This window comes from Dictyobacter arantiisoli (genome assembly GCF_008326305.1).
In the GTDB taxonomy this organism is placed as follows: Bacteria; Chloroflexota; Ktedonobacteria; order Ktedonobacterales; family Ktedonobacteraceae; genus Dictyobacter; species Dictyobacter arantiisoli.
This window is the reverse complement of record NZ_BIXY01000070.1, coordinates 1-20,236: the sequence shown is the minus strand read 5'-3', so window position 1 is coordinate 20,236 and position 20,236 is coordinate 1. Positions and strand designations below refer to the sequence as shown.

Here is a 20,236-nt window from a genome sequence, read left to right as displayed (position 1 = left end):
GAGCACGTCCTGGGGGAGGCTGTATGGCGGCATTAGAGATTCCTTTCGTCAGGGTTCGGCGTAAAATGGTGGCAGCCCGGATTGACTTTATGAGTCAACTGGCTGTTTTTCACCATGAAGATTTGCTGCGCCCTTTTACCGACGATGGCATCACTCCTCTGATGGTTGTGCAGCATCTGATTGATGCTGACCGCAAGATTCTTCAGCAATTGCGGCGGGTACAGGAGGATGACAATCCTCTTTTCGACACCTTTGCGCATCTGCTGCCAGTCCTGGTAGATTCTGCGCAACCGGCACCCTCGCTAGACGAAGCGCTAAGGGATATGGTCCAGTGTCGCGATGAACTCTTTGCCTATCTCAGTCAGCTTCCGGCCAGCGCCTGGGAACGTCCCTTCCACTCAAACTCCTGGGGAGTACGTAAGTTCTCTCAACTTGTGAATACGCTTCCACTTCATGATCGTCAGCACTCCCGACAATTGAGCACCTTCCATGCCCATTCCGCAACTTCCTGATCTTTTCGATTGGTTAGATATTTTAAAAAACAAAGCCTTGTTTCTGTTTGTGTACGGTCTATACTGAACATAAGGGAAGCATACACAATCCATGAGCCGCACTCAGGCGGTATTTTAAGATGCGATAAAAATACTTTGTTGATTACTGGTTGGAAGGAGTCCTTTTATGCGTTATCTCAATACAGATGATCATCGCCTGCGTACAACTGTTGCTACGGAGTCACTCGCTCTTCCTACTCCAGTATCAGCGCTTGAAGAGGGGCAACGCCTGGCTACTGGCGTGTCTGATGGCAGACATATGCCAACCGCCCAGCCGACGGCACAGGTACGCGTGTTGCTTGTCGATGACCATGCCTTGATTCGTGAAGGATTAAGTCAGCTTTTCACGCTGGAAGAAGATATTACGGTGGTGGGAGAGGCCGTAGATGGCTTTACGGCCTTAGAACAGATCCGCCAGTTACAGCCCGATGTGGTCCTGATGGATATCCATTTGCCGGTAGTAGATGGCATTACGATTACCCGTCAGATTGTCCAGCAGTTTCCCGGTGTTGCGGTAATTATGTTGACGATGCATCGCCAGCATCAATATATTGTGGAGGCGATGCGCAATGGGGCGCGTGGCTATCTGTTGAAGAATACTACGGCCCGTGATGTGGCTCAGGGTATTCGTACCGTACATGCTGGTGGCGTGGCAATCTCGCCATCCCTGACGGGCGTACTGGTCAACGAACTGCGCCGACAGCCAGAGACTAATCCTACCAGTCCACATAGTGGTCAGCATGCAGCTCAGCTTTCGGAGAAAGAGATCGAGATTATTCGCTATCTGGCGGCTGGTATGAGCAATAAAGAAATCGCAGAGCGCCTGGCGTATTCTGAAAAGACCGTCAAGAATTATCTCTCTATCATCTTCCAGAAATTGCACCTGCGTGATCGCACACAGGTCGCCATTTTCGCTCTGCGACAGGGCTTGCTACCCGATGAAGAAGCCACCGAGTAAGCCTTTACGGATATTGATAAGGGATCGTTGGGACTGGCTTACGGAACTGCGGCTTGAGCATATAGAGCACATAGCCATCAAACTCATAGCGTGTAAAGCGTCCCTTTGATTGAGGACTATTTAACCATTTTTCAACTAAAGGTAGACAGTTATACTGCTTGACCGTCGTTTTAGGATCTTTCTCACACATCCAGGAAGCGTTTAACCTGAGATTCATGTAGGTGCTTAATGGATAGTTGTATCTGGCAACACGATTATGGTTAATCCCTAATGTGAGCTTACCTTTGACCATCTCGACATCAGTGACGGTACAGAGAACTTTTTCTTTACTGACAAATGCCAGGCTGGCACAGGTCCAGTAGTCTGTGTAGAGAGGCGTTGCGCCTAGCTTGATCAAATGGTTGGCTACATCCAGACGTTGATTATCCGCTGCTTGTGCCTGTGGCATCTCGCTGAATGCGATGCAGGTGCCTGTTAAGAAAATAATTGCGATAGCTGCCAGGATGACACGACTGGCGTAGGTTCTGACACGAGGCCAGAGGGCCTGCCATTGTATCCGGCTGGCGGCTTCCCATAGTGGCGCGATAATAGCAGGTGTGAGAGGGATCAGGCTGATAATATAGCGAGCATGATAGCCTGGCTGGTCAAAGGGGCCTGAGCTAATGGTAAAAGCTGCAATAATCCCGACTGCGGTCAGTGCCATCGTGAGCCGTGTAACCTGGCGCACCTGATATTGATGCCGTTCGGTATGGTTGAGTGCTTTCCCTTGCAGACGGAAGTGGCGCAGGGCGATGATGGCGATTACGGCTGTGATGATAATCAGTGCTACATAACCAATACTCCAGCTGGATTGCATGATGCCGCATTGCAGTGTACGTGGCGTGTTGTCGCCCAGAAAGGGATACTCAATCACGGGACAGAATGGGAAGCTGGTGGCAGTTGGAATACTGACCTGGAACGTCTCGACAATATGATGCCATAATCCTGTCTGGTCAGGGGTGCCTGGTTTAGCCAGGAACATCGCGAACAGGACGTAAAGTGGATTGGAGGCGTTGGGATTGGCAGGATGCGGTTGCAACGAATAGAGAATGGTTGGTATCAGGCCAATCGAACCTCCGAGCAGGAATATGACCCAGCCGCCCCAACGTAGTATGTCGCGCCAGCAGAAGAAGATTAGCAAGAGCGTTGCCATACCGAGCAAGGGGGCACAAACCATATCGCTCCATAATCCCAGCCCGACGACGATTCCAAAACAGAGATAACCGAGCAGCCGTCGCCAGATAATCTGCCGGGAAGATGGTGTCTGCACATCATAGGTGATTGAGAGTCTGGCTGCCAGCAAGAAGGCGAGTGTGCCAAAAAGCAGGGTTTCCGTGGAACCACCGGTGGCGATGGTTTGGCGAGTCAAATAAGGGATGGAGCCGATGCTCAATAAGGCCAGGGTCACCAGGGCTAACTTCTTTGAGAAAATCAAGTTTGTGAAGAAATAAAGCGCTATGAAGAAACATCCCACCAGTAAAATAACGCCCATGCGGATGGCGGTAATGGATGGTCCTCCACTTAGCAAGTAAAAGAACGCGCCCAGATATGCTTCCAGCACTCCCATGTAGTCTTGCCCATAATACATAATGGGGCGTTCGCCATGATATGCGATATTCTGAGCCATGGCGGCCATTGTTGCTTCATCGCTATTGGTGGGCGGCCAGTGCATGACCACGAGAAGAATGCGCAGGGCGACCGCAAAAAGAATAATTGCCGCCGCTCCTAGTGTATATGAGTCCATTCTTCGCTTTTTGAATAATTGAACACCTGGCAATGGTGCCTCCTCTGTTTTAATCGCATGTGTGCATACATTGTCGCTTACTACAAAACGACACCGTTTTTCGAGAGCGTTTTCATTCTACTGAATGCAAATGGTAGCGTCAAGAATGTGTGCATAATGAGATAGCTTTTCTCTACCTTTCTAAATCCATCCTTGTGCTACCGCAGCTACTGCAGCTTCAGCTCGATCCTTTACGTGTAATTTTTGTATAACATGATGGATATGTGTTTTTACTGTGTCATTACTGATGGCTAGCTTTTGCGCAATGGCGCGGTTGGTAAAACCTTCAACTATTAAATGCAGAATCTCCTTTTCTCTGGCGGTCAGGTTATTGTTGGCGCTGGACAAAGGGAAGCTAGCTTTAATACAGGTTTCTTTCCCTGTCTGGCTCTGTATCTGCCAGTTGCCACCCGCCTCCAGGACTCGTTCGCGCATGGTCTGGAGTCCCATATGCGATGAGGGGGAGACCGTTGCCGCAGGATGAAATTGTGCTTTTTCGACATCCTGTAACTGTTGCGGTGTAATTCCAATACCATTGTCTCTTATTTCTATAACGAACAGGTTGTTTTGTAGATACAAATGTAACCTTATTTCTGTTGCATGCGCGTGTTTGTGAATATTTGCCAGCGCTTCTTGGAGTAAGCGGAAGATTGGTGTCTCCAGATGGGTGGGTAATTGCGTGAGCGCCGGCAAGTCTTGTTGGATGATAAGTTGAGGATTGGCGTTCTGGTAGAATCGTAAGAGATCAGCGAGCGCATCACTCAAGCTTTGCTGGCTGAGTTGAGAAGGACGTAGACCCTGGATGCTGATGCGGAGCTCCTGCAAGCTCTCGTCAAGAGATGTGGCAGCTCGTCTGGTTTCAAGTGTGGCGGCCTGAGTTTGATCCTGTTCCAGAAGCCGTTGAATAAATTCTAATTTGTACAAGGTGAAGGCGATCTGTTGTACAACGCTATCATGCAGGTCGCGGGCGATGCGGTTGCGCTCCTGCTCAAGCCACTGGTGGCGTTCATTGCTACGCTGATGATGATTGTAGAGCATCTGGCTGGCGACATGACCCATATAGGTGAGCAGGAGGCCCCGTGCATCTAATAAAGGCTCATGCCCCTGGCAGAGCAGAGCTACCAGTCCCAGCAGTGTTTGCTGACAATAGAGCGTGACCAGTATGACGGTGTGTTGCTCGATCTGACGTATATCCAGTGGTGCTACCGGTCCCTGGTGCGCGATGCGAGCGATTTCACATCCATCCAGGCCATTGGCGAGCAGACCCCAGGCAAATCTATCTCCTTGCTGGGTCACGGGAATGAAATGATGTTGGGCTTCATGATAGAGAAGCAGGCAGGCACCCCGGCCCTGAATAACCTGCCGCAAGTGTGTCAGAATATGTTGGCGCAACTCCTGATAATCCAGCTCCCCGCCAGTGGCAACTCCTGACGCATAGAGATCAGTGAGACTGGTCAGGCTCATCAGACTATACATGACTTCAGGCAGTGTGCTATTGGTGGGTGCGGTCGGCAATATTGATGAGGAGGCGTCAATCGATCTATTTGCTTGCTCCATTATGTGTTTCTCCAGTAGCATGAAATCACTAGCGATATTTCTATTTTCATCATACTCTGGCAACAAAGAAATACTTTTGTCACTTTGTTGCAGTTCTATTCGTAAGAAGAATAGTGTCATGAAATAGGACTTGCTATTGGATTATGACGTTCTGGAAAAAGATGAGCGTCCAGCCAGTTGCAACCTATCAATTATACAAAGAGTTTGTTTCTCAAACAGTGCGTTGTTCGTATCCTTTATAGGAGGCAGATCGAAATATTTTCCTATATAAGGAAAGAGGATATTTGACACCACATGCAGTCAAGTAGTATGATAGTTTTCGATACAGTTTCCTATAGAGCTGTACTATCTTCCTGTATTGATGGCAAGTGCCATACAGCAAGAGAAAGGATTACTCATGGCGGCCGAAGGTGAACAGCCGACGTCAAAACGGCGTATGAGAACAGACACTGGCAGTCACAATCCCCGTACTTCATATTCAAATACACGATCAAATAGCCGTGTTGATATGTCGCCAATTACCGGTGGGTATAATTTTGACGAAGGGATGATCAACCCTTCACGTTCGACAAGTGTCCGTTATAATACCCAATCACAGCGATATACGGGCTCTCAGCCGGTACGCTCCCCTGTACCTGCACGTCAGGGCGTGACCAGAGATATACCGCTGCAAATGCGTCCTACGGGCCATACTGGCCGGCAGCCTCATATCCCTCTGCCACCGCCAGCATCCTATTCGCCCAATAATACCACTCGACCTGTACAAAACATTACCCGCTCGACCCCTACCACCAATCGACCTGTGCGCAATCCAAATCCCAATACACGTAGCAAGGAAGTAACGCCCAAAGCGGCGCGTCGTGTACACTGGCTCTTGCCTGCTGGCGTGGGCATGGTCGCCATGTTAGTGTTGTGGATGCTGGGAAGTTCAGCGCTGGTCTGGGGAACAGATCAGTACAACAATTACAAATATGGCTATCCACGTACCTCTCATACCGATGCCCTTGTAGGTCATGGCGATAGTGCCGCCCATCCCAGTAGCTTTACGGCGATAAATTATAACCATCAAGCGGTTGTGATCGAATTTAAGGGTGGCGACGCCAGTAAGTCGGTCAGTTATGTCTTTAATTTGGTGAACAGCGACAATGTTGATCGGGCGCCTATCACATTGAGTTTTAAGGATCTCAATGGCGATAACAGTCCGGATATGATCATACACGTTCACACAACCAACCAGGATGAGGTTTCAGTCTTTATCAATGATGTTAAACATCAGTCTTTCCGGCCTTACAACAGCAACACCGATAAGTTGACCGCACCGATAAACTGATCTGTTCGCGCTGACGATTGCGGCATGTATCGATTTGTATCTATTTGCATACGTACCCTTTAGGGTGAAAGCGGGGTGCAGGGGTGGCAGCCCCAGACGGAGCGCGATGGCAGGCATGCCGGGGGCATGACAGTCCTCGCAAGTTCCCTCTTCCACTAGCACCCGGAAAGACGGAGAAATAAAGAGGGGATGCTTGAGGTATCAAAAGCTGCCCCCAGAACCTCTCAAGCCACATTTATAAAAGATGTGTGACTTTTGTTTGCATCCCTGGTGCCGGGGAAAATGGAATGAAGGCTAATCTTCTCCTAAAAACGATCTACATTAAATCTTTATCAAAAATTCTTCTATAATGCTCCGAGACAATATTGGCTGGAAAGAAGCGCAATAAGCTCACGCCAATCAGGACGAAGGCCAACCAATCAAAGCCCGCATCTATTGGAACCCCCAGGATAGTGCCGATAACCGGTAACACGGTACTCATGATGGCTTCGTTGATGAGGTCAGGAAAGAATAAGACGACGACAAAGGCCGCGATAGAGCCCATGAAGAGCAGCTTCCTGATCACAGGAACCCGAGGATCGAAGAGCAGATCTTTGACTAATCTGGCAGTCTTTACGCCATGGAAAATGACATCCCTGCGTTTTGGATGTGCGAAGCGCCTGGATAGTTGCTCCTGGGGATAAGGTTGTTGGGTTGAACGCTGTAGCATAAAATTTTCCTCCTGCTAATCGCTACGTATGTAATACGTGCAAGTGCATTTTTCGGTTGTGCATGATTCATTGTATCGCTATTTGCCGGGTTGAGGGACGCGAGAAGGCTTCGGGATGTGATGGTCTTGAGCTGGTTATGGGGATGTAAAAGATTAAAAGATAAGGAAGGCATCAGGTGTTGGCGTAACGGCAGTAAGCGTATCCTTTGGGTGGCTGTGAATCTCTGATGGCTTCCTTATGAGCGTATTCTTTTTGTTGGGATTAATGGTGGAAAAGTACTGGTAACAAGAGTTGTCCGGCATAGACGAGATGCCAGATGGTGAGACCAATCGTGGTGAGAACCAGTAGCACATGGAAGATGCGCCAGTAGCGGATCAAGGCCCGGTAATATTGTTCGCGTTGTAAGGCATGCTGCACCAGTTGAAGCTCTTCAATTTGCTGGTTGTAGCCCGGCACCAGTGCTCCGGGTCTGGCCAGAGAGCTTTTGCGATCCGGGACAAAACGATATTGTTGATTGTTGCGGCTGACTTCCTGGGGTGTCTCATCCAGTGTGAGATAGGCGATATCCCATGAACTGGGGAGCGTGGAGCCTCCCAGGCTGGTGGGATTGGAGGCGACCAGCCTGGTCTGTGGTAATCCTGCTGGACCAGGGGCAGCATCAGTCTTGAAGGCACGTAAATTTTGCGTATTGTATGCAACAATATCCTGCACGTTGCGTGAGATATTCTCTATGCGGTCGTCACCTTGCTCGGTGAGAGCCTTGCGGACCTCTTTGGTGATCTGGCGTGGTACCAGCCGGTCGATGATACGTCCGATAAAGCCGCTGATCACCAGGGCGATCATGCCATAGAGCGCATAGGTGCCTGAGCGTGGATTGAAGTTTCCAAAGGAATGAATCAAGAGGATCACGATAGCTGCCGTACCAAAGCAGATGTGCCAGTTCAGAGAGTTATTTAACTGGCCTATCTTGCGTTGCCGGGTGCGTCGAATACGTGTATAGCCAAAGGTCGCCAGCAGCATGAAGATGGTTCCTACAATCGCATAGGTATAGCCTGCGGGACTGTCGGGCGAGAGGTCTGTTCCTACGCGGTTGTAGATGATAAAGCTGATGATGGCGAGCATACAGATAAGTAGCGTGGTCGTCCACGTCCTGGTCAGGGGACGCCCCATATCCAGAAAGAACCAGGGATACCCTTTTTTATCATTCATTCTCTTCATGCACTTTTATCTCCACTGTACAGATACAACGTAACTTCCACTACTTATTCCTCCTCAACCATGCTCAAGAGTCTCACTTTTAGCCATAGCATCATAGCATCACGATGCAGTCCAACCGGGCAAGGAGAGACGCAGGCGCCGCACTGATAGCAGGCACGTGCGAAACGTGCTACCGGTTCAGATATTGGTCCACTGATCGTTTCGCGGTTCAGCATATCAATCGTGATTGGCTCGGCCACCGCCGGACAGGCCAGGATACATTCGTTACAGCCAATGCAGGCCTGGATTTCCTGACCAACCTGCGGCCTGGTTTTATGCAGGATGATGGCATTTGGTTTCAGTAATCTCAACATCTAGAATATGTCCCCCTCTTGAATATTGGGCACGACGTTATCTTGAGCATCTAGTGCTGGATCGATATATGACCATAACTTGTAGTGCAACTGCTTCTTATCCGAAGCTGCCAATACGTTATCCCGAGCATAATTTTGCAGTGGTGGATTATATGTCGGGGTAACTGGACTATTTCCCCAGTTTTCGATGCTGTTCCGTCGCACCGATCTTTCGGTGACATTCAGCTCGACTTCTGGCAGGCTACCAGTAAATGGATTAAAGTCATCGTCCGGTAGAATGGGGGTATCCACGATGCGTGAGGGCTGTTCTGGTATGTATTGTCCTAGTGGTCCCGTCTGCCGGAAGGTCGGGGTGGACGGTTGGACGGGCGTCGTAGGCCGTGGTAGCGCCAGGGGATCAGTTTGCCGTGGTATCCTGTATGAGTTCATTTCATCGGTGGTAGGCATACGCTGAACAGCCGTTGCCGGTCGCTCTTCACGTTTAATGAGATTGGGAAGCTGTTGCGTGAGCAGATTTCTGGTGCTATGCGAGCGCTGGCGTGAAAGATAGGAACGAGCATCGAAATTACCCTTGAGTAAGGACTTGAGCACGCTGCGAACAGGTGTGCCTTCATCGATGATGCGTTTGATCGCCAGGCTGTCAGGCTGTGCCGCGCCAAGTGCCAGATAGCCGACGAGCCGATCATCGAACACTGCCAGCCGCCGATAGCCTCCCTGGCTGGTATCGGTATAGCTTTCGATACGTGGATTGTTACTGAGTGGTTCACCTACCGTCAGCATCGATAGTTCTCCCAGATGGGTTGCATGCCAGTGGACGCCGAAAATCTGCTGCGCCAGCTCCTTATTTCCCACCATCATGGAGCCAGCGATACGTCCCTGGGCAACGGCGGCATACCATTGCGCTCTCGGCTCATAGCTACCAGTTTGAGGATTTTTCAGGGCGGCCACGTCACCGGCGGCATAGATATCGCGTACGCTGGTGCGCAGTTTGTCGTCAACCATAATCCCATTTTTGAACAGCATCGGAACACTACAGGATTTTGCCAGTGCGGTCGCGGCCTGTGTTCCTGTACAGGTGAGTACCATTTGGCAAGGGATCATTTCCTGATGGTTGGTGATGACGCCTGCTACGGCTCCTACACGTCCAACAATGCCAGCAATCTCGGTTTGCAGGTGAATGATCGCCCCCGCTTTGCGCACATTGTTCAGTACGATCTCAGACGCTGCTTCATCCAGCATACGTCCCATAAATGTTTTGCCGCGGATCAACCAATGGACGCGAATACCCCAATAAAGGAGGCCCATGACCGTCTCAATCGCATGGACGCCACCGCCCACCACCACTGCTTCTTCTAATTCTCCCAGTCGTCTGCGCAGATCCAGATAATCTTGCAAGCGATGCAGTGTCAGTACGCCATCGAAATTGCGCCCCGGTGTCTGTTCCGGTAGACCCTGAGGATTGCTTCCCGTGGCGATGAGCAGGCTATTATAGCCAAACCCACGATTGCCACTCAGGGTAATATATTTGCTCTGAGCGTGAATCTCGGTGACATGCGAATGGACTACATGGATTCTCTCTGCGCGTTCTGTGCCAGCCGGGTATGCCAGCAATTGCTCTCGTGTCAACTTCCCAATCGCGAACTGTTTCAGGGCCGGCGTATTGATAGTCGGATGGATCTGACTGGTTACAATTACAATCCGCTTGTCTGGGGAGATGTGACGTGCTTCTACAGCGGCGGTGAGACCTGCAATTCCATTGCCGATAATGACGATATCTGCATGGTCAAGAGATGAATTACTCTTATATTGGTGGGGTACTAGTTGTTTATTCGGCTCGTTGATCACAATCTCACATCCTGACGACATATGATGAAAACGCTTAAGCATTTTAAGCACCATCTGCATAGTAGGTGGCTAAAATGCGTCAAAGAATGGGCTCGCGTCTTCTCCTTTAATCTACGTCTACAGCAATCATTGTGCCATCGGCAGTGCGCATGTAATACACATCAGTGTGAGCATGCTCATTGATATGCCGTTGCATATGCGATTGTGCAGTCACACATCGTTCATTACATTGGAAATGCGTCAGAGCGCCTGTCGCTGTTTTTAATACAAAACTGCCATCGGTATTCATACTCATGATAGTGCCAGAGGTATGTTCGGTATTCGGGCCATGAGTTACTGCCGTTCCCACACTATTGACAATACCTATAGAGAATAGTGCGATAAGGGCGATGAGTAGCGCTACTGTGATAAAGGCTGTTGAGCGTGATATACCCATGTTCAACTGTCCTATCCTATCTTCCAACGGATGGAATGATTTGTATGGCAGATACAAATAATCCCTTGTCGAAGGGCAAGAAGATTTACTTTTCCTAATTGCTGGTTACTATATGGTATTGTATATCAGGCTGTTTCGCTCTTCTCGAATTCAGGCGAAAATTAGCCTATATTTCTTATAACCTGGTTGTAGTTTCTTTTCTTTTGTATTGTATAAATGAGATGCCAGGCGAAAAAATAAGGGAAGGTGTGATAAGCGAGGTTTTTTTTAGGCACGCAGCCTGATGAGGCCGTTTTGGGCGGCGAGGGAGACGGCTTCTGTGCGGTTGGTGGCCCCCAGTTTGCTCATGATTGAGCTGACGTGAAATTTGGCTGTGCGTTCGCTGATGATCAGGTGTGAGGCGATTTCTTTATTGGGCATGCCTTGTGCCAGTAGATGCAGTACTTCCAACTCGCGCTCAGTGAGTTCTTCGATTGGGGTAGGAGGGGGCGTACTCTGAGTGGGAATTTTGCGCTGTTGTCCCACATGACGCAAGAGTTTGGTGGCGACTATCGGTTGGAGAATCGAGCCACCTTCCATGGTGATACGCAGTGCTTTGAATATTTCTTCACGTGGCGCTTCTTTCAGCAAATAGCCATCCGCCCCGGCCTGGAGGGCATGTATAATGCGTTCGTCATCGTCAAAGGCGGTGAAGATGATAATGCGGGGATGTTGAGTGAGCTGTTGGATCTGGCGTGTTGTCTCGACGCCATCAATGACTGGCATCTCCAGATCGAGTAACAAGATGTCTGGTTGGCGTTGGATCACGGTACGCAAAGCCTCTTCGCCAGTGGCACATTCAGCGATTACTTCGAAGTCTGGCTGTGTCTCCAGCAGGGCATGGAGTCCTTCCCGTACAATAGGATGATCATCTGCGAGCACGATACGGATCATGGTGTTGTGCCTTTCTCTGGCGTTTTGAATAGAGCTGTTTGTGCATAGTATAGTGTATAAAATCTATTTCTGCTATTTCGTTTCCTAATAGGGTATCGATATTTGGATGTAGGTGCCGTTTCCTGGCTCACTGAGCAGGCACATATTGCCTCCCAGGATGTGTACGCGTTCCCCCATACCTGTCAGCCCGAAGTGGCCGCTGGCGGAGCCGTTCTGCTGCGTTGCCTCTTCAACATTAAAGCCAATTCCATCGTCCCGCACGGTTAAGTTAATCCATTGCTCTTCAGCCTCTAGTTTTATTTCGATCTGCCGGGCTTGAGCGTGCTGGTAGGCATTGCTGAGTGCCTCCTGTGCGATACGATAGAGTCCTGCTTCTATGCGTGCTGGTAGCGCTGGAAATCTCTGTCGGGGTTGGTAATTATAGTGTATCTCATGAGCTGGATCAGCGGTAGCCAGGACCGCCAGCGCATCCGGCAAGGTACGATCCTGTAAAGGGGCCGAGCGTAGATCCATTACAGAGCGGCGCGCCTCTTCAAGATTATGACGGGTCAGTTTGAGGGCGCGTTGAATGGCGTCATGCGCCCGCTCAGGACGTGTGACGAGCAGGGCATCGGCTGTTTCCAATTGCAGGGCTACTGCGGCCAGTCCCTGAGCCATGGTATCGTGGATTTCGCGTGCCAGACGGTTACGCTCTTCGGTAGTTGCTAATCGCGTGGCTGCCTGCGTATGTTCGGCTGAGAGGCGGGCGCGTTGCAAGGCGAGACCAATCTGATCGCTAATAATATGTAGTAATTGTAGTTCTTCCAGGCGTAGTTCGCGCCAATCCTCGCTTGCCACATTCATAACGCCGAGCAATGTCGTACCGGCATAGATCGGGACGCTGGAATGGAAGCGTAGTCCAAGTGCGCTGGGATCGCTATCGCGCTCAGCATTTTTGAGACGGCTACAACGCAACACATTAATATTCGAGGCCCCTTCCATATTCCCTTCCATAAACGTATCCAGGCAGGCGCAGGTACCACACATACGTTCGGGATGGTCGGCAAGATAAGGAGGGAGATGCTGAGAGGCGGCGACGATTGGTTCTCCTCTGGCGTCGAAGAGCCAGACCCAGCTAGTACGCAAGCCGAGCAGATCAGTCACATGCACCAATACTTCTTGTAACGCCTCATGGACATCCACCTGACGATTCAGATATCCCGCGATAGCATATAAAACTGCCAGATCACGGTTTCCATGCAAAATAGAAGTTTGCTCAGGCTTCTCCTGTGACTCTTGCATCGTATCACCCCCATCCTTTCAAATCTCCGATTGTAGATCGTAGGCCAGTAACCCCGCACCTCATGAGAGTGGTCTATATTTTTTCCAGGCGGGCGAAATCGAGGCTGAGGCGTTTTTTGCCGGTTTTGCCGGGGAACTGGACTTCCACAAATTCGGTTCCCTGTTCCATTTCGCTTTTGAGAATGATACCGTCTCCAAAGCTGCTATGACGTACGCGCTCGCCTGGTTTAAAGCGTTGCACTCTGGGGGCCTGTTTGCCTGGTTCCGGTCGCGTAAAACTACTGGCGGTTGGTTGGAGGTTACGGTTCCGGGGCGCGGATGGCAGGCTGGTATAGTCATGAGATGGTGAGGATGTTCTGGCGGTTCCACTACCACGTCCGAATACGCGACCACCTGTCTCTCCATAGGGGTCCTGATTGAAGTCATCTTCCCAGTTTTCCTGTGGACGCGCATATGTACTATTGCCGCGACCCATGTTATATCCTGTGCTGCTTCCATAGCTCTTCTGGGTATTCTGGGTTGATTGACCACCTTTTTTACCAATCAACCTTTTATCTATATCCTCCAGGAAACGCGATGGTTCGGTATAGCGCGTTTCGCCGAAGACGGAGCGGCGGCGGGCGCGGACCAGATAGAGGCGCTTCATGGCACGCGTGAAACCGACATAGGCCAGGCGCCGTTCTTCCTCGACCTGTTCAGGCTTGTCGACCGAGCGAGAATGTGGCAATGAACCTTCATCCATGCCGACGATAAACACAACGGGATATTCGAGTCCTTTGGCTGCATGCAAGGTAATCAGGGTGACGGCATCGGTGTTTTCCTCAGACATCAGCGTACCATCTTCGCCTGATTGTACAGTATCGGCTCCGCCCACCAGGGCCACATTCTCCAGGAAGAGTTCCATGGCGGTACGCGTCTCGATCTCTCCATAATCCTCGGCTACGCGGCGCAATTCAAGCACGTTCCCCCAACGATCCAGTCCCTCATTTTCGGAGGCAGCGCGTAACTCGGGACCATAACCGCTGCGCTCGGCAATGCGATCCAATAGTTCGGGCAGATGCAGTTCATCGATGGCCCCACTGAGATCGGTAATCAGCTTATGGAACGATGCCAGTGCGCTTTTGGCGGCCTTCCCAAGCGTTGGATGATCTTCGATAGTGTTCAGGGCTGCGTAGAGCGAACTGCTACGCATATCGGCCCACTGTTGCAGTTCGCCAAGCGTCTTGGGCCCAATCTTGCGATTAGGTACATTGATGACACGCCGTAAGCTCAAATCATCGTTAGGATTAGCAAGCAGGCGCATATATGCGAGCATATCCTTAATTTCTTTGCGATCATAAAACTTGCGGCTGCCGATCACCTTATAGGGAATATTCATGCGCAGGAATTGCTCTTCAAGGGCGCGGGATTGGGCGTTGGTGCGATACATAACGGCGACATCGCTGCGTCGCTCGATCTCGCCTCGCGCCAGCAGGCGTGAGATTTCCTGGGCTGTATAGAGTCCTTCTTGCTCTTCATTATAAGCTTCATGCACAGTGATCTTTTCGCCGATACCCTGTTCGGTCCAGAGTTTTTTGTTTTTGCGCAGTGTGTTGCGTTTCACCACACCCTGTGCGGCATCCAGGATATTCTGGGTCGAGCGATAATTTTGTTCCAGCAAGATAATGCGTGTCTCAGGAAAGTCGCGCTCAAAGCGTAAGACGTTCTCCGCACTGGCTCCGCGCCATGTATAGATCATCTGATCATCATCACCAACCACACAGACATTGCCCTTGCCCTCATGTTCGCTATCCGTTCCGTAGCCCAGCAGGCGGATCAGCTTATACTGTGGCAAATTACAATCCTGGAACTCATCCACATGCAGATAATGCCAGCGCCGCTGATAATGTTTCAGGACTTCGGGTTCGCGCCGCCATAACTGCTCGGTAAGCATGATCAGATCATCGAAATCGACGCTATTATTCTTGCGCATCGTTTTCTGATAAACCTTATAGATGCGGGCCGCCACCTCTTCAACATACTTATTGGCCTGCTCCGCCATCTGATCAGGATTCTGCATGTTATTCTTGGCCTGCGAGATCATGGATTGCATTGCATAGGGGCGATACTGCTTCTCATCCAGATTCAGCTCTTTGATCGCTTGCTTGATCAGAGTCTGTTGATCATCGGTATCCATAATCACAAAGGAGCGCGAAAGACCCATCGGGGCGAGATGGTCCGCTTCGGAGCGGAGGACACGGGCGCAGATCGCATGGAAGGTACCAACCATCATCTCTTTGGACTCGTTGATGCCGACCAGCGTTTCCATGCGGTCGCGCATCTCGCGGGCCGCCTTATTGGTGAAGGTCACGGCCATAATGCGCCAGGGCGAAATATGCTCATGCTGTACGAGATAAGCGATACGATGGGTGATGACACGTGTTTTACCGCTCCCCGGTCCGGCCAGAATCAGGACCGGGCCCTCTGTAGTTGTTACTGCCTCTTGTTGCGGCTGATTGAGGCCCGCTAATAGACCATGTTGTTCCAGCATCTTCACCCTCCATAGCGTGGAATATCGGAAATAGCTCGCCGTGGCGTGGCTATTGGTTGCAAAAAAACTCTCTTGACTGATTGTGGTAGATCGTCGCTATTGTATCACAGATGGCTGTAAACCACGGAATATGGAGTAGCTAACCAGGGACTATTTCCTTTAGATACCATCCTTTCAGGCATACCGAGAAGCTCCACTGGTCTGATGTGCTATGATTAATTGCAAACCGAGAACCTGTATGGGTGGAGACAAACCCTTTGTAGGTGCCACCCTTCACGGGTGGAGAGAAGCGCCCATCTCACCCCGAAGACGCGCCTGCAGGGAGATGAGAACCGGGTGCGAGAGGATCGTTGGCCTCCACCCGTGAAGGGTGGCCCCTACGGATGGATCGGCATTCTGCAATAAAGATAGAGGATTTTTTGCATGTTTGGCACTTTGATTAATTTCTCGACTGTGATGGTGGGTGGGGTCTTCGGGCTGTTGATTGGCGAGCGTTTGTCTGAACGTATCAAAGCGATTGTCATTGCGTCTATCGGATTGATCACAGTAGTGATGGGCGTCTCATCAGCGATTGCGACCCGCAATACCTTGATCCCGCTGCTGGCCCTGGTGGTCGGGTCGGTGATCGGAGAATTGATAAACATCGATAAAGGTATTAACTGGCTCGGCGATTGGTTAAAGAAGCGTTTTAGCCGAGCCGATAATCCCCAAAATTTCACGGCAGCCTTTGTGATCGCCAGTTTACAGTTCTGTGTCGGCCCCCTGACCATCCTCGGCTCGATCAACGATGGCCTGACGGGCGATTTCCGTTTGCTGGCGATCAAGGCTGTGCTGGACGGTTTCTCTGCGATCATTTTTGCCAGCAGTTTTGGGATTGGAACCCTATTTGCGGGCGCAACGATCCTGATTGTACAGGGTGGTATCTCGCTGCTGGCCGGACTGGTAAAGCCGCTCCTCGTCTCTGATCCTCATCTCAGTATGGCTCAGCAGCCACGCGTCATCGAACTGGCCGCTGTAGGTGGCGTCATCTTAATTGGGCTGGCGCTCAACATCCTGGACATCAAGCGCATCAAAGTCGCCAACATGCTGCCCGCTCTGCTGATTGCGCCCTTAATTGTCGCCCTGCTGAACATATTCGGCATCCCCATCGATTTTGGCCTGGGTGGTCATTAAAGGAAAAATAACGAAAATCACGAAGAAACATGGAATATACTTTTCCCTTTATTTTTTGTTTTACCAGTAATATCTTTTTTGATAAGCTTGATAGTATTTTTTATGAAAAAAGATATTGGTAGCACCAGACAAAATCTGTCCAATATTAGTCTGCTATTGAGTACAATTTTATTAATTATAGATATAATATTTTGGATGATTGCATCTGCCTGGTCTTTTTGATTTTACATGCACTCTGGGCCTACCGCAATGATGGCTGATAATGCGCTGCTTTGTTGTGGTACGATTATCAATATGTATTGATACTGGTGATTGTTCTATCTCAAAGGAGTGCACATTGACTCATCTGACTACAAATCTGACGTTACGACCCGACTCTTCTATCGATTTGCATATGCACACTACGTATAGTGATGGACATTGGCCTGCTCAGCAGGTGATCGATTTTCTGGCGGGAGAGCATTTTGATCTGGTTGCAATTACTGATCATGATCGTGTGGATAAAATCGTTGAGATTCAAGAGCTTGGCGCGGCTCAGCAGTTGCCTGTGCTGGCCGGGGTTGAGATGAGTACAAATTGGAATGGTCCCGTGGGTCTGGGACGTATGGGCGATATGCTCTGCTATGGCTTTGATCCCGAGAATGAAGATCTGATTGAGCTGACAAAGAAAACGGTCCGTATCCAATTAGAGAATACCCATGAGGTCAATAAGACATTGCTGCGGCAGGGCTATAGCTTTCCGCGGCAGGAAGAGATCCTGGCGGCGAATGGCGGCAAGTTGCGTTTCCCGATTGATAATGTGACGCTCTTACGTGAGCACGGCTATATCAAGGGGCGGCAAGAGGGGATCGAGATTATTACGCAGGCCGGTTACTATTCTGTGCGGGCCGATATGGCTGAAACGATAGATGTGGTCCATCGCAGCGGCGGCGTCTGCCTGATTGCTCATCCCGGTCGGCATGGCCGCGAATTCACCTTCTACGAGCCCGCTTTATTGGATCAGGTACGGGCAGAAATGCCGCTGGATGGGATTGAAGTCTATCATCCCTCTCACAATCCAGCTTCTGTCCAGGGGTATATTGAATATGTACAGCAGCATGATCTGCTCGGTACTACCGGCTCTGATTCGCATTACATTCCATCACGCATGCCCATCAAATACCGCGCCGACCTCAGTCGGCGCTTCCTCGAACGTGTCGGCATCCACGTTACCGATTAGTCCTATCTTCATGTAACTGAGAAGGTGGAACGCCACGCCATCCGTAGTGCCACCCTTCACGGGTGGCACTACGGATGGCGTGGCGTTCCACCTTCGCGGTATGGGCTGAAATGGCAGGGAAGGTATGGTTATGCGTTGTGCTGGCGGACGGCTTCTACGATCAGGATGTGCTCTTGTTTTTTGAGCTTTTCGTGGAGGCTGTCGGCCGTGTCGCTGGCTTCGATGAGGATCTCGGCGCGTCTGATGACGGGTCCGGCATCCACTTCTGGGATTACGTAGTGGACGGTGCTGCCGGTGACTTTATGACCGGCAGCCAATGCCTGTTCTACGACGTTGAGGCCGCGCAGGGCCGGTACGGTGCTGCCATCGCTGGTAGTATAGGTGTCTCCGCCATCGTCTGGCAGCAGGGCGGGATGCAGGTTGATGATGCGTTGAGGAAATTGAGAGATGAATTCGGCACTCAAGATACGCATGAAGCCCGCCAGGACGATCAGATCGGCCTGGAAGAGTTGTATCATGGCCGCTATCCTGGCTTCAGCCTCGGCACGGCTCTTTTTCCAGGGAATATAGGCGGCAGGAAGCTTATGCTGAAGCGCCCGCTGGAGGCCATAGGCATCCGCTTTGTTACTGATGACCAGCACAATCTCTACCCCTGGTAGTTCTTGTCCTTCTACGGCATCAATGAGGGCCTGCAAATTGCTACCGCTCCCCGATATCAGTACGGCCACGCGCAATGGCTTTTTTGCCGCTGTATTATATTGACTCTGCTTTACCTCTGACTCAGTACCACTCATCCCTTATTATCCTCTTGTCTGTTTTTAAGCTTGTTTGTGCTTGTATGTCTGTTTGATTGATTATCTGATTGCCTGCTGCGGCTGCTTATTTGCTTTCTAATCCCCGGTGTGCGATATCTTTGCGATAGTGCATGCCCGGGAAGGAGATATAGCGGGTGGCATCATAAACGCGGTCCACTGCCTCCTGAAGCGTTGCGCCACGTGCGACGACGCTGAGTACGCGTCCACCAGCTGTCACCAGTTGATCATCCTTCAGCGCAGTCCCAGCATGGAAGACGTGCACCTGATCAAGTTTATTCGCCTCATCCACACCAGATATCGGCAGGCCCGACTGATATGGTCCGGGATAGCCTCCCGAGGCCAGGGTGAGACTGACGGCTGAACCGGGATGCCAGAGGGTCCCTGGATCAAGCTCTTTGCCATTGGCGAAGTCGAGGACATCCAGGACATCCTGTTTCAGCAGTAGCATCTGAGCCTGCGTCTCTGGATCTCCAAAGCGAGTATTATGCTCGATCACCATCGGTCCCTGTGCGGTGAGCATGACATTGGAGTAGAGGACACCTTTGAAAGCAACGCCAGCGTTTTTCAGCGCATTGAGTGTGGCCTGTACAATCTCTTGATAGATGCGTTCCTGGACGCTTGCATCAGCGAATGGGAGTGGGGTAAAGACACCCATGCCGCCTGTATTCAGTCCTTTATCATTATCCAGTGCCCGCTTATGATCCTGCGAGAGGAGGAACGGCAGGAAGCTGGTACCATTGCAGATCGCGGTCGCCCCGATCTCATCGCCTTCCAGATAATCTTCCAGCACCACGATATCCCCTGCAGCTCCGAAGATGCGATCCACCATCATCTGTTGCAAGGCTTCTTGCGCAGTTTCCATATCCAGCGCGACAATGGCACCCTTACCGGCGGCATTGCCATCGGCCTTCACCACAATCGGGGCACCATGTTCTGCCAGATAAGTGCTTGCTAGCTTATAGTCACTAAAGGTGCGATGTTGTGCCGTTGGGATAGCGGCGTTGGTCATCAACTCTTTCGCGAAGGCTTTACTGCCCTCCAGTGCGGCTCCGGCTTTATTGGCGCCAAAGATTGGCAGGTTGCGTTGTTGAAAAAGATCGACAATGCCATCAATCAAAGGTGCTTCAGGTCCCACGATGGTGAGATCAATCTGATTTTTCTCGGAGAACGAGGCCAGTTCGTGTAATTGATTCACCCCGATCTGGACACGTTCAGCGTATGGAGACATGCCTGGATTGCCCGGGGCGGCATAGATTTTGGTAACTCGTGAGCTCTGGGCCAGTTTCCAGACCAGCGCATGCTCACGCGCTCCTGATCCAATCACAAAGACGCGCATGATAAAATACTCCTCCAATACTATGTCAGGTACTCAAATCAGTGTAAATATGAGTCATCCCGGATTTTTGGATAACCCGTAAAAACCTTCAAACGATAAAATGAAGCAAAGCCAGGAATTGCAGGGACTAGGCAAAAATGGCCTCCTGGTCTAAACTGTTGATGAACAA

The 20,236-nt window shown here is 50.6% G+C and carries 17 protein-coding genes; 5 read left to right on the top strand and 12 right to left on the bottom strand.

All coding sequences use genetic code 11. The features are described 5' to 3' along the window. Positions 1 to 23 precede the first annotated feature (23 nt). Complete coding sequence (locus tag F1593_RS19910) at positions 24 to 512, top strand: DinB family protein (protein WP_149403318.1); 489 nt, start codon at positions 24 to 26, stop codon at positions 510 to 512. A gap of 166 nt (positions 513 to 678) precedes the next feature. Next, positions 679 to 1,509, top strand: coding sequence for a response regulator (locus F1593_RS19905; protein WP_216368931.1), 831 nt, complete (start codon positions 679 to 681; stop codon positions 1,507 to 1,509). A 4-nt stretch (positions 1,510 to 1,513) separates the two neighbouring features. Here F1593_RS19905 and F1593_RS19900 read toward each other — a convergent pair whose 3' ends face one another. Both F1593_RS19900 and F1593_RS19895 read right to left on the bottom strand, forming a co-directional pair. Next, positions 1,514 to 3,292 carry an ArnT family glycosyltransferase gene (locus F1593_RS19900; RefSeq protein ID WP_149403317.1) on the bottom strand — a complete coding sequence of 593 codons (1,779 nt, stop codon included), beginning with the start codon at positions 3,290 to 3,292 and terminating at the stop codon, positions 1,514 to 1,516. 180 nt (positions 3,293 to 3,472) lie between these two features. After that, positions 3,473 to 4,888 carry a helix-turn-helix transcriptional regulator gene (locus F1593_RS19895; protein WP_172632277.1) on the bottom strand — a complete coding sequence of 472 codons (1,416 nt, stop codon included), beginning with the start codon at positions 4,886 to 4,888 and terminating at the stop codon, positions 3,473 to 3,475. A 397-nt stretch (positions 4,889 to 5,285) separates the two neighbouring features. Here F1593_RS19895 and F1593_RS19890 point away from each other — a divergent pair, with 397 nt between their 5' ends. Further along, positions 5,286 to 6,218 (top strand): hypothetical protein, encoded by a 933-nt coding sequence (locus tag F1593_RS19890; RefSeq protein ID WP_149403315.1) that lies wholly within the window; start codon positions 5,286 to 5,288, stop codon positions 6,216 to 6,218. A 316-nt stretch (positions 6,219 to 6,534) separates the two neighbouring features. On the opposite strand, the gene F1593_RS19885 is transcribed toward F1593_RS19890, so the two are convergent. The 8 genes from F1593_RS19885 to F1593_RS19850 all read right to left on the bottom strand — a co-directional run bounded on the left by F1593_RS19885 (position 6,535) and on the right by F1593_RS19850 (position 15,524). Then, the gene (locus tag F1593_RS19885; protein WP_149403314.1) at positions 6,535 to 6,927 is read right to left on the bottom strand and encodes a hypothetical protein; all 393 of its coding nucleotides are present in this window, start codon (positions 6,925 to 6,927) and stop codon (positions 6,535 to 6,537) included. 262 nt (positions 6,928 to 7,189) lie between these two features. Beyond that, complete coding sequence (locus tag F1593_RS19880; protein WP_149403313.1) at positions 7,190 to 8,146, bottom strand: hypothetical protein; 957 nt, start codon at positions 8,144 to 8,146, stop codon at positions 7,190 to 7,192. 44 nt (positions 8,147 to 8,190) lie between these two features. After that, complete coding sequence (locus F1593_RS19875; RefSeq protein WP_149403312.1) at positions 8,191 to 8,499, bottom strand: 4Fe-4S dicluster domain-containing protein; 309 nt, start codon at positions 8,497 to 8,499, stop codon at positions 8,191 to 8,193. Beyond that, positions 8,500 to 10,386 carry an NAD(P)/FAD-dependent oxidoreductase gene (locus F1593_RS19870; protein WP_172632276.1) on the bottom strand — a complete coding sequence of 629 codons (1,887 nt, stop codon included), beginning with the start codon at positions 10,384 to 10,386 and terminating at the stop codon, positions 8,500 to 8,502. A gap of 64 nt (positions 10,387 to 10,450) precedes the next feature. Beyond that, on the bottom strand, positions 10,451 to 10,780 hold the full coding sequence (locus F1593_RS19865) for a hypothetical protein (RefSeq protein ID WP_149403310.1): 330 nt from the start codon (positions 10,778 to 10,780) through the stop codon (positions 10,451 to 10,453). Between the two features lie 267 nt (positions 10,781 to 11,047). After that, positions 11,048 to 11,713, bottom strand: a complete 666-nt coding sequence (locus F1593_RS19860) for a response regulator (RefSeq protein ID WP_149403309.1) — start codon at positions 11,711 to 11,713, stop codon at positions 11,048 to 11,050. 84 nt (positions 11,714 to 11,797) lie between these two features. Beyond that, the gene (locus F1593_RS19855) at positions 11,798 to 12,994 is read right to left on the bottom strand and encodes a GAF domain-containing sensor histidine kinase (RefSeq protein ID WP_149403308.1); all 1,197 of its coding nucleotides are present in this window, start codon (positions 12,992 to 12,994) and stop codon (positions 11,798 to 11,800) included. 73 nt (positions 12,995 to 13,067) lie between these two features. Beyond that, on the bottom strand, positions 13,068 to 15,524 hold the full coding sequence (locus tag F1593_RS19850) for an ATP-dependent helicase (protein WP_149403307.1): 2,457 nt from the start codon (positions 15,522 to 15,524) through the stop codon (positions 13,068 to 13,070). Between the two features lie 423 nt (positions 15,525 to 15,947). On the opposite strand from F1593_RS19850, the gene F1593_RS19845 reads away from it, so the two are divergent. Next, positions 15,948 to 16,697, top strand: a complete 750-nt coding sequence (locus F1593_RS19845) for a DUF554 domain-containing protein (protein ID WP_149403306.1) — start codon at positions 15,948 to 15,950, stop codon at positions 16,695 to 16,697. A 337-nt stretch (positions 16,698 to 17,034) separates the two neighbouring features. Next, on the top strand, positions 17,035 to 17,916 hold the full coding sequence (locus F1593_RS19840) for a PHP domain-containing protein (protein ID WP_235932640.1): 882 nt from the start codon (positions 17,035 to 17,037) through the stop codon (positions 17,914 to 17,916). A 128-nt stretch (positions 17,917 to 18,044) separates the two neighbouring features. Here the strand turns inward: F1593_RS19840 and purN are convergent, their stop codons facing one another. Both purN and purD read right to left on the bottom strand, forming a co-directional pair. Then, a complete protein-coding gene (gene purN / locus F1593_RS19835; protein WP_149403304.1) occupies positions 18,045 to 18,710 on the bottom strand; it encodes a phosphoribosylglycinamide formyltransferase in 666 nt (221 codons plus the stop codon). Positions 18,711 to 18,795: 85 nt separating this feature from the next. Then, the gene (gene purD, locus F1593_RS19830; protein ID WP_149403303.1) at positions 18,796 to 20,067 is read right to left on the bottom strand and encodes a phosphoribosylamine--glycine ligase; all 1,272 of its coding nucleotides are present in this window, start codon (positions 20,065 to 20,067) and stop codon (positions 18,796 to 18,798) included. Between the last annotated feature and the right edge of the window lie 169 nt (positions 20,068 to 20,236).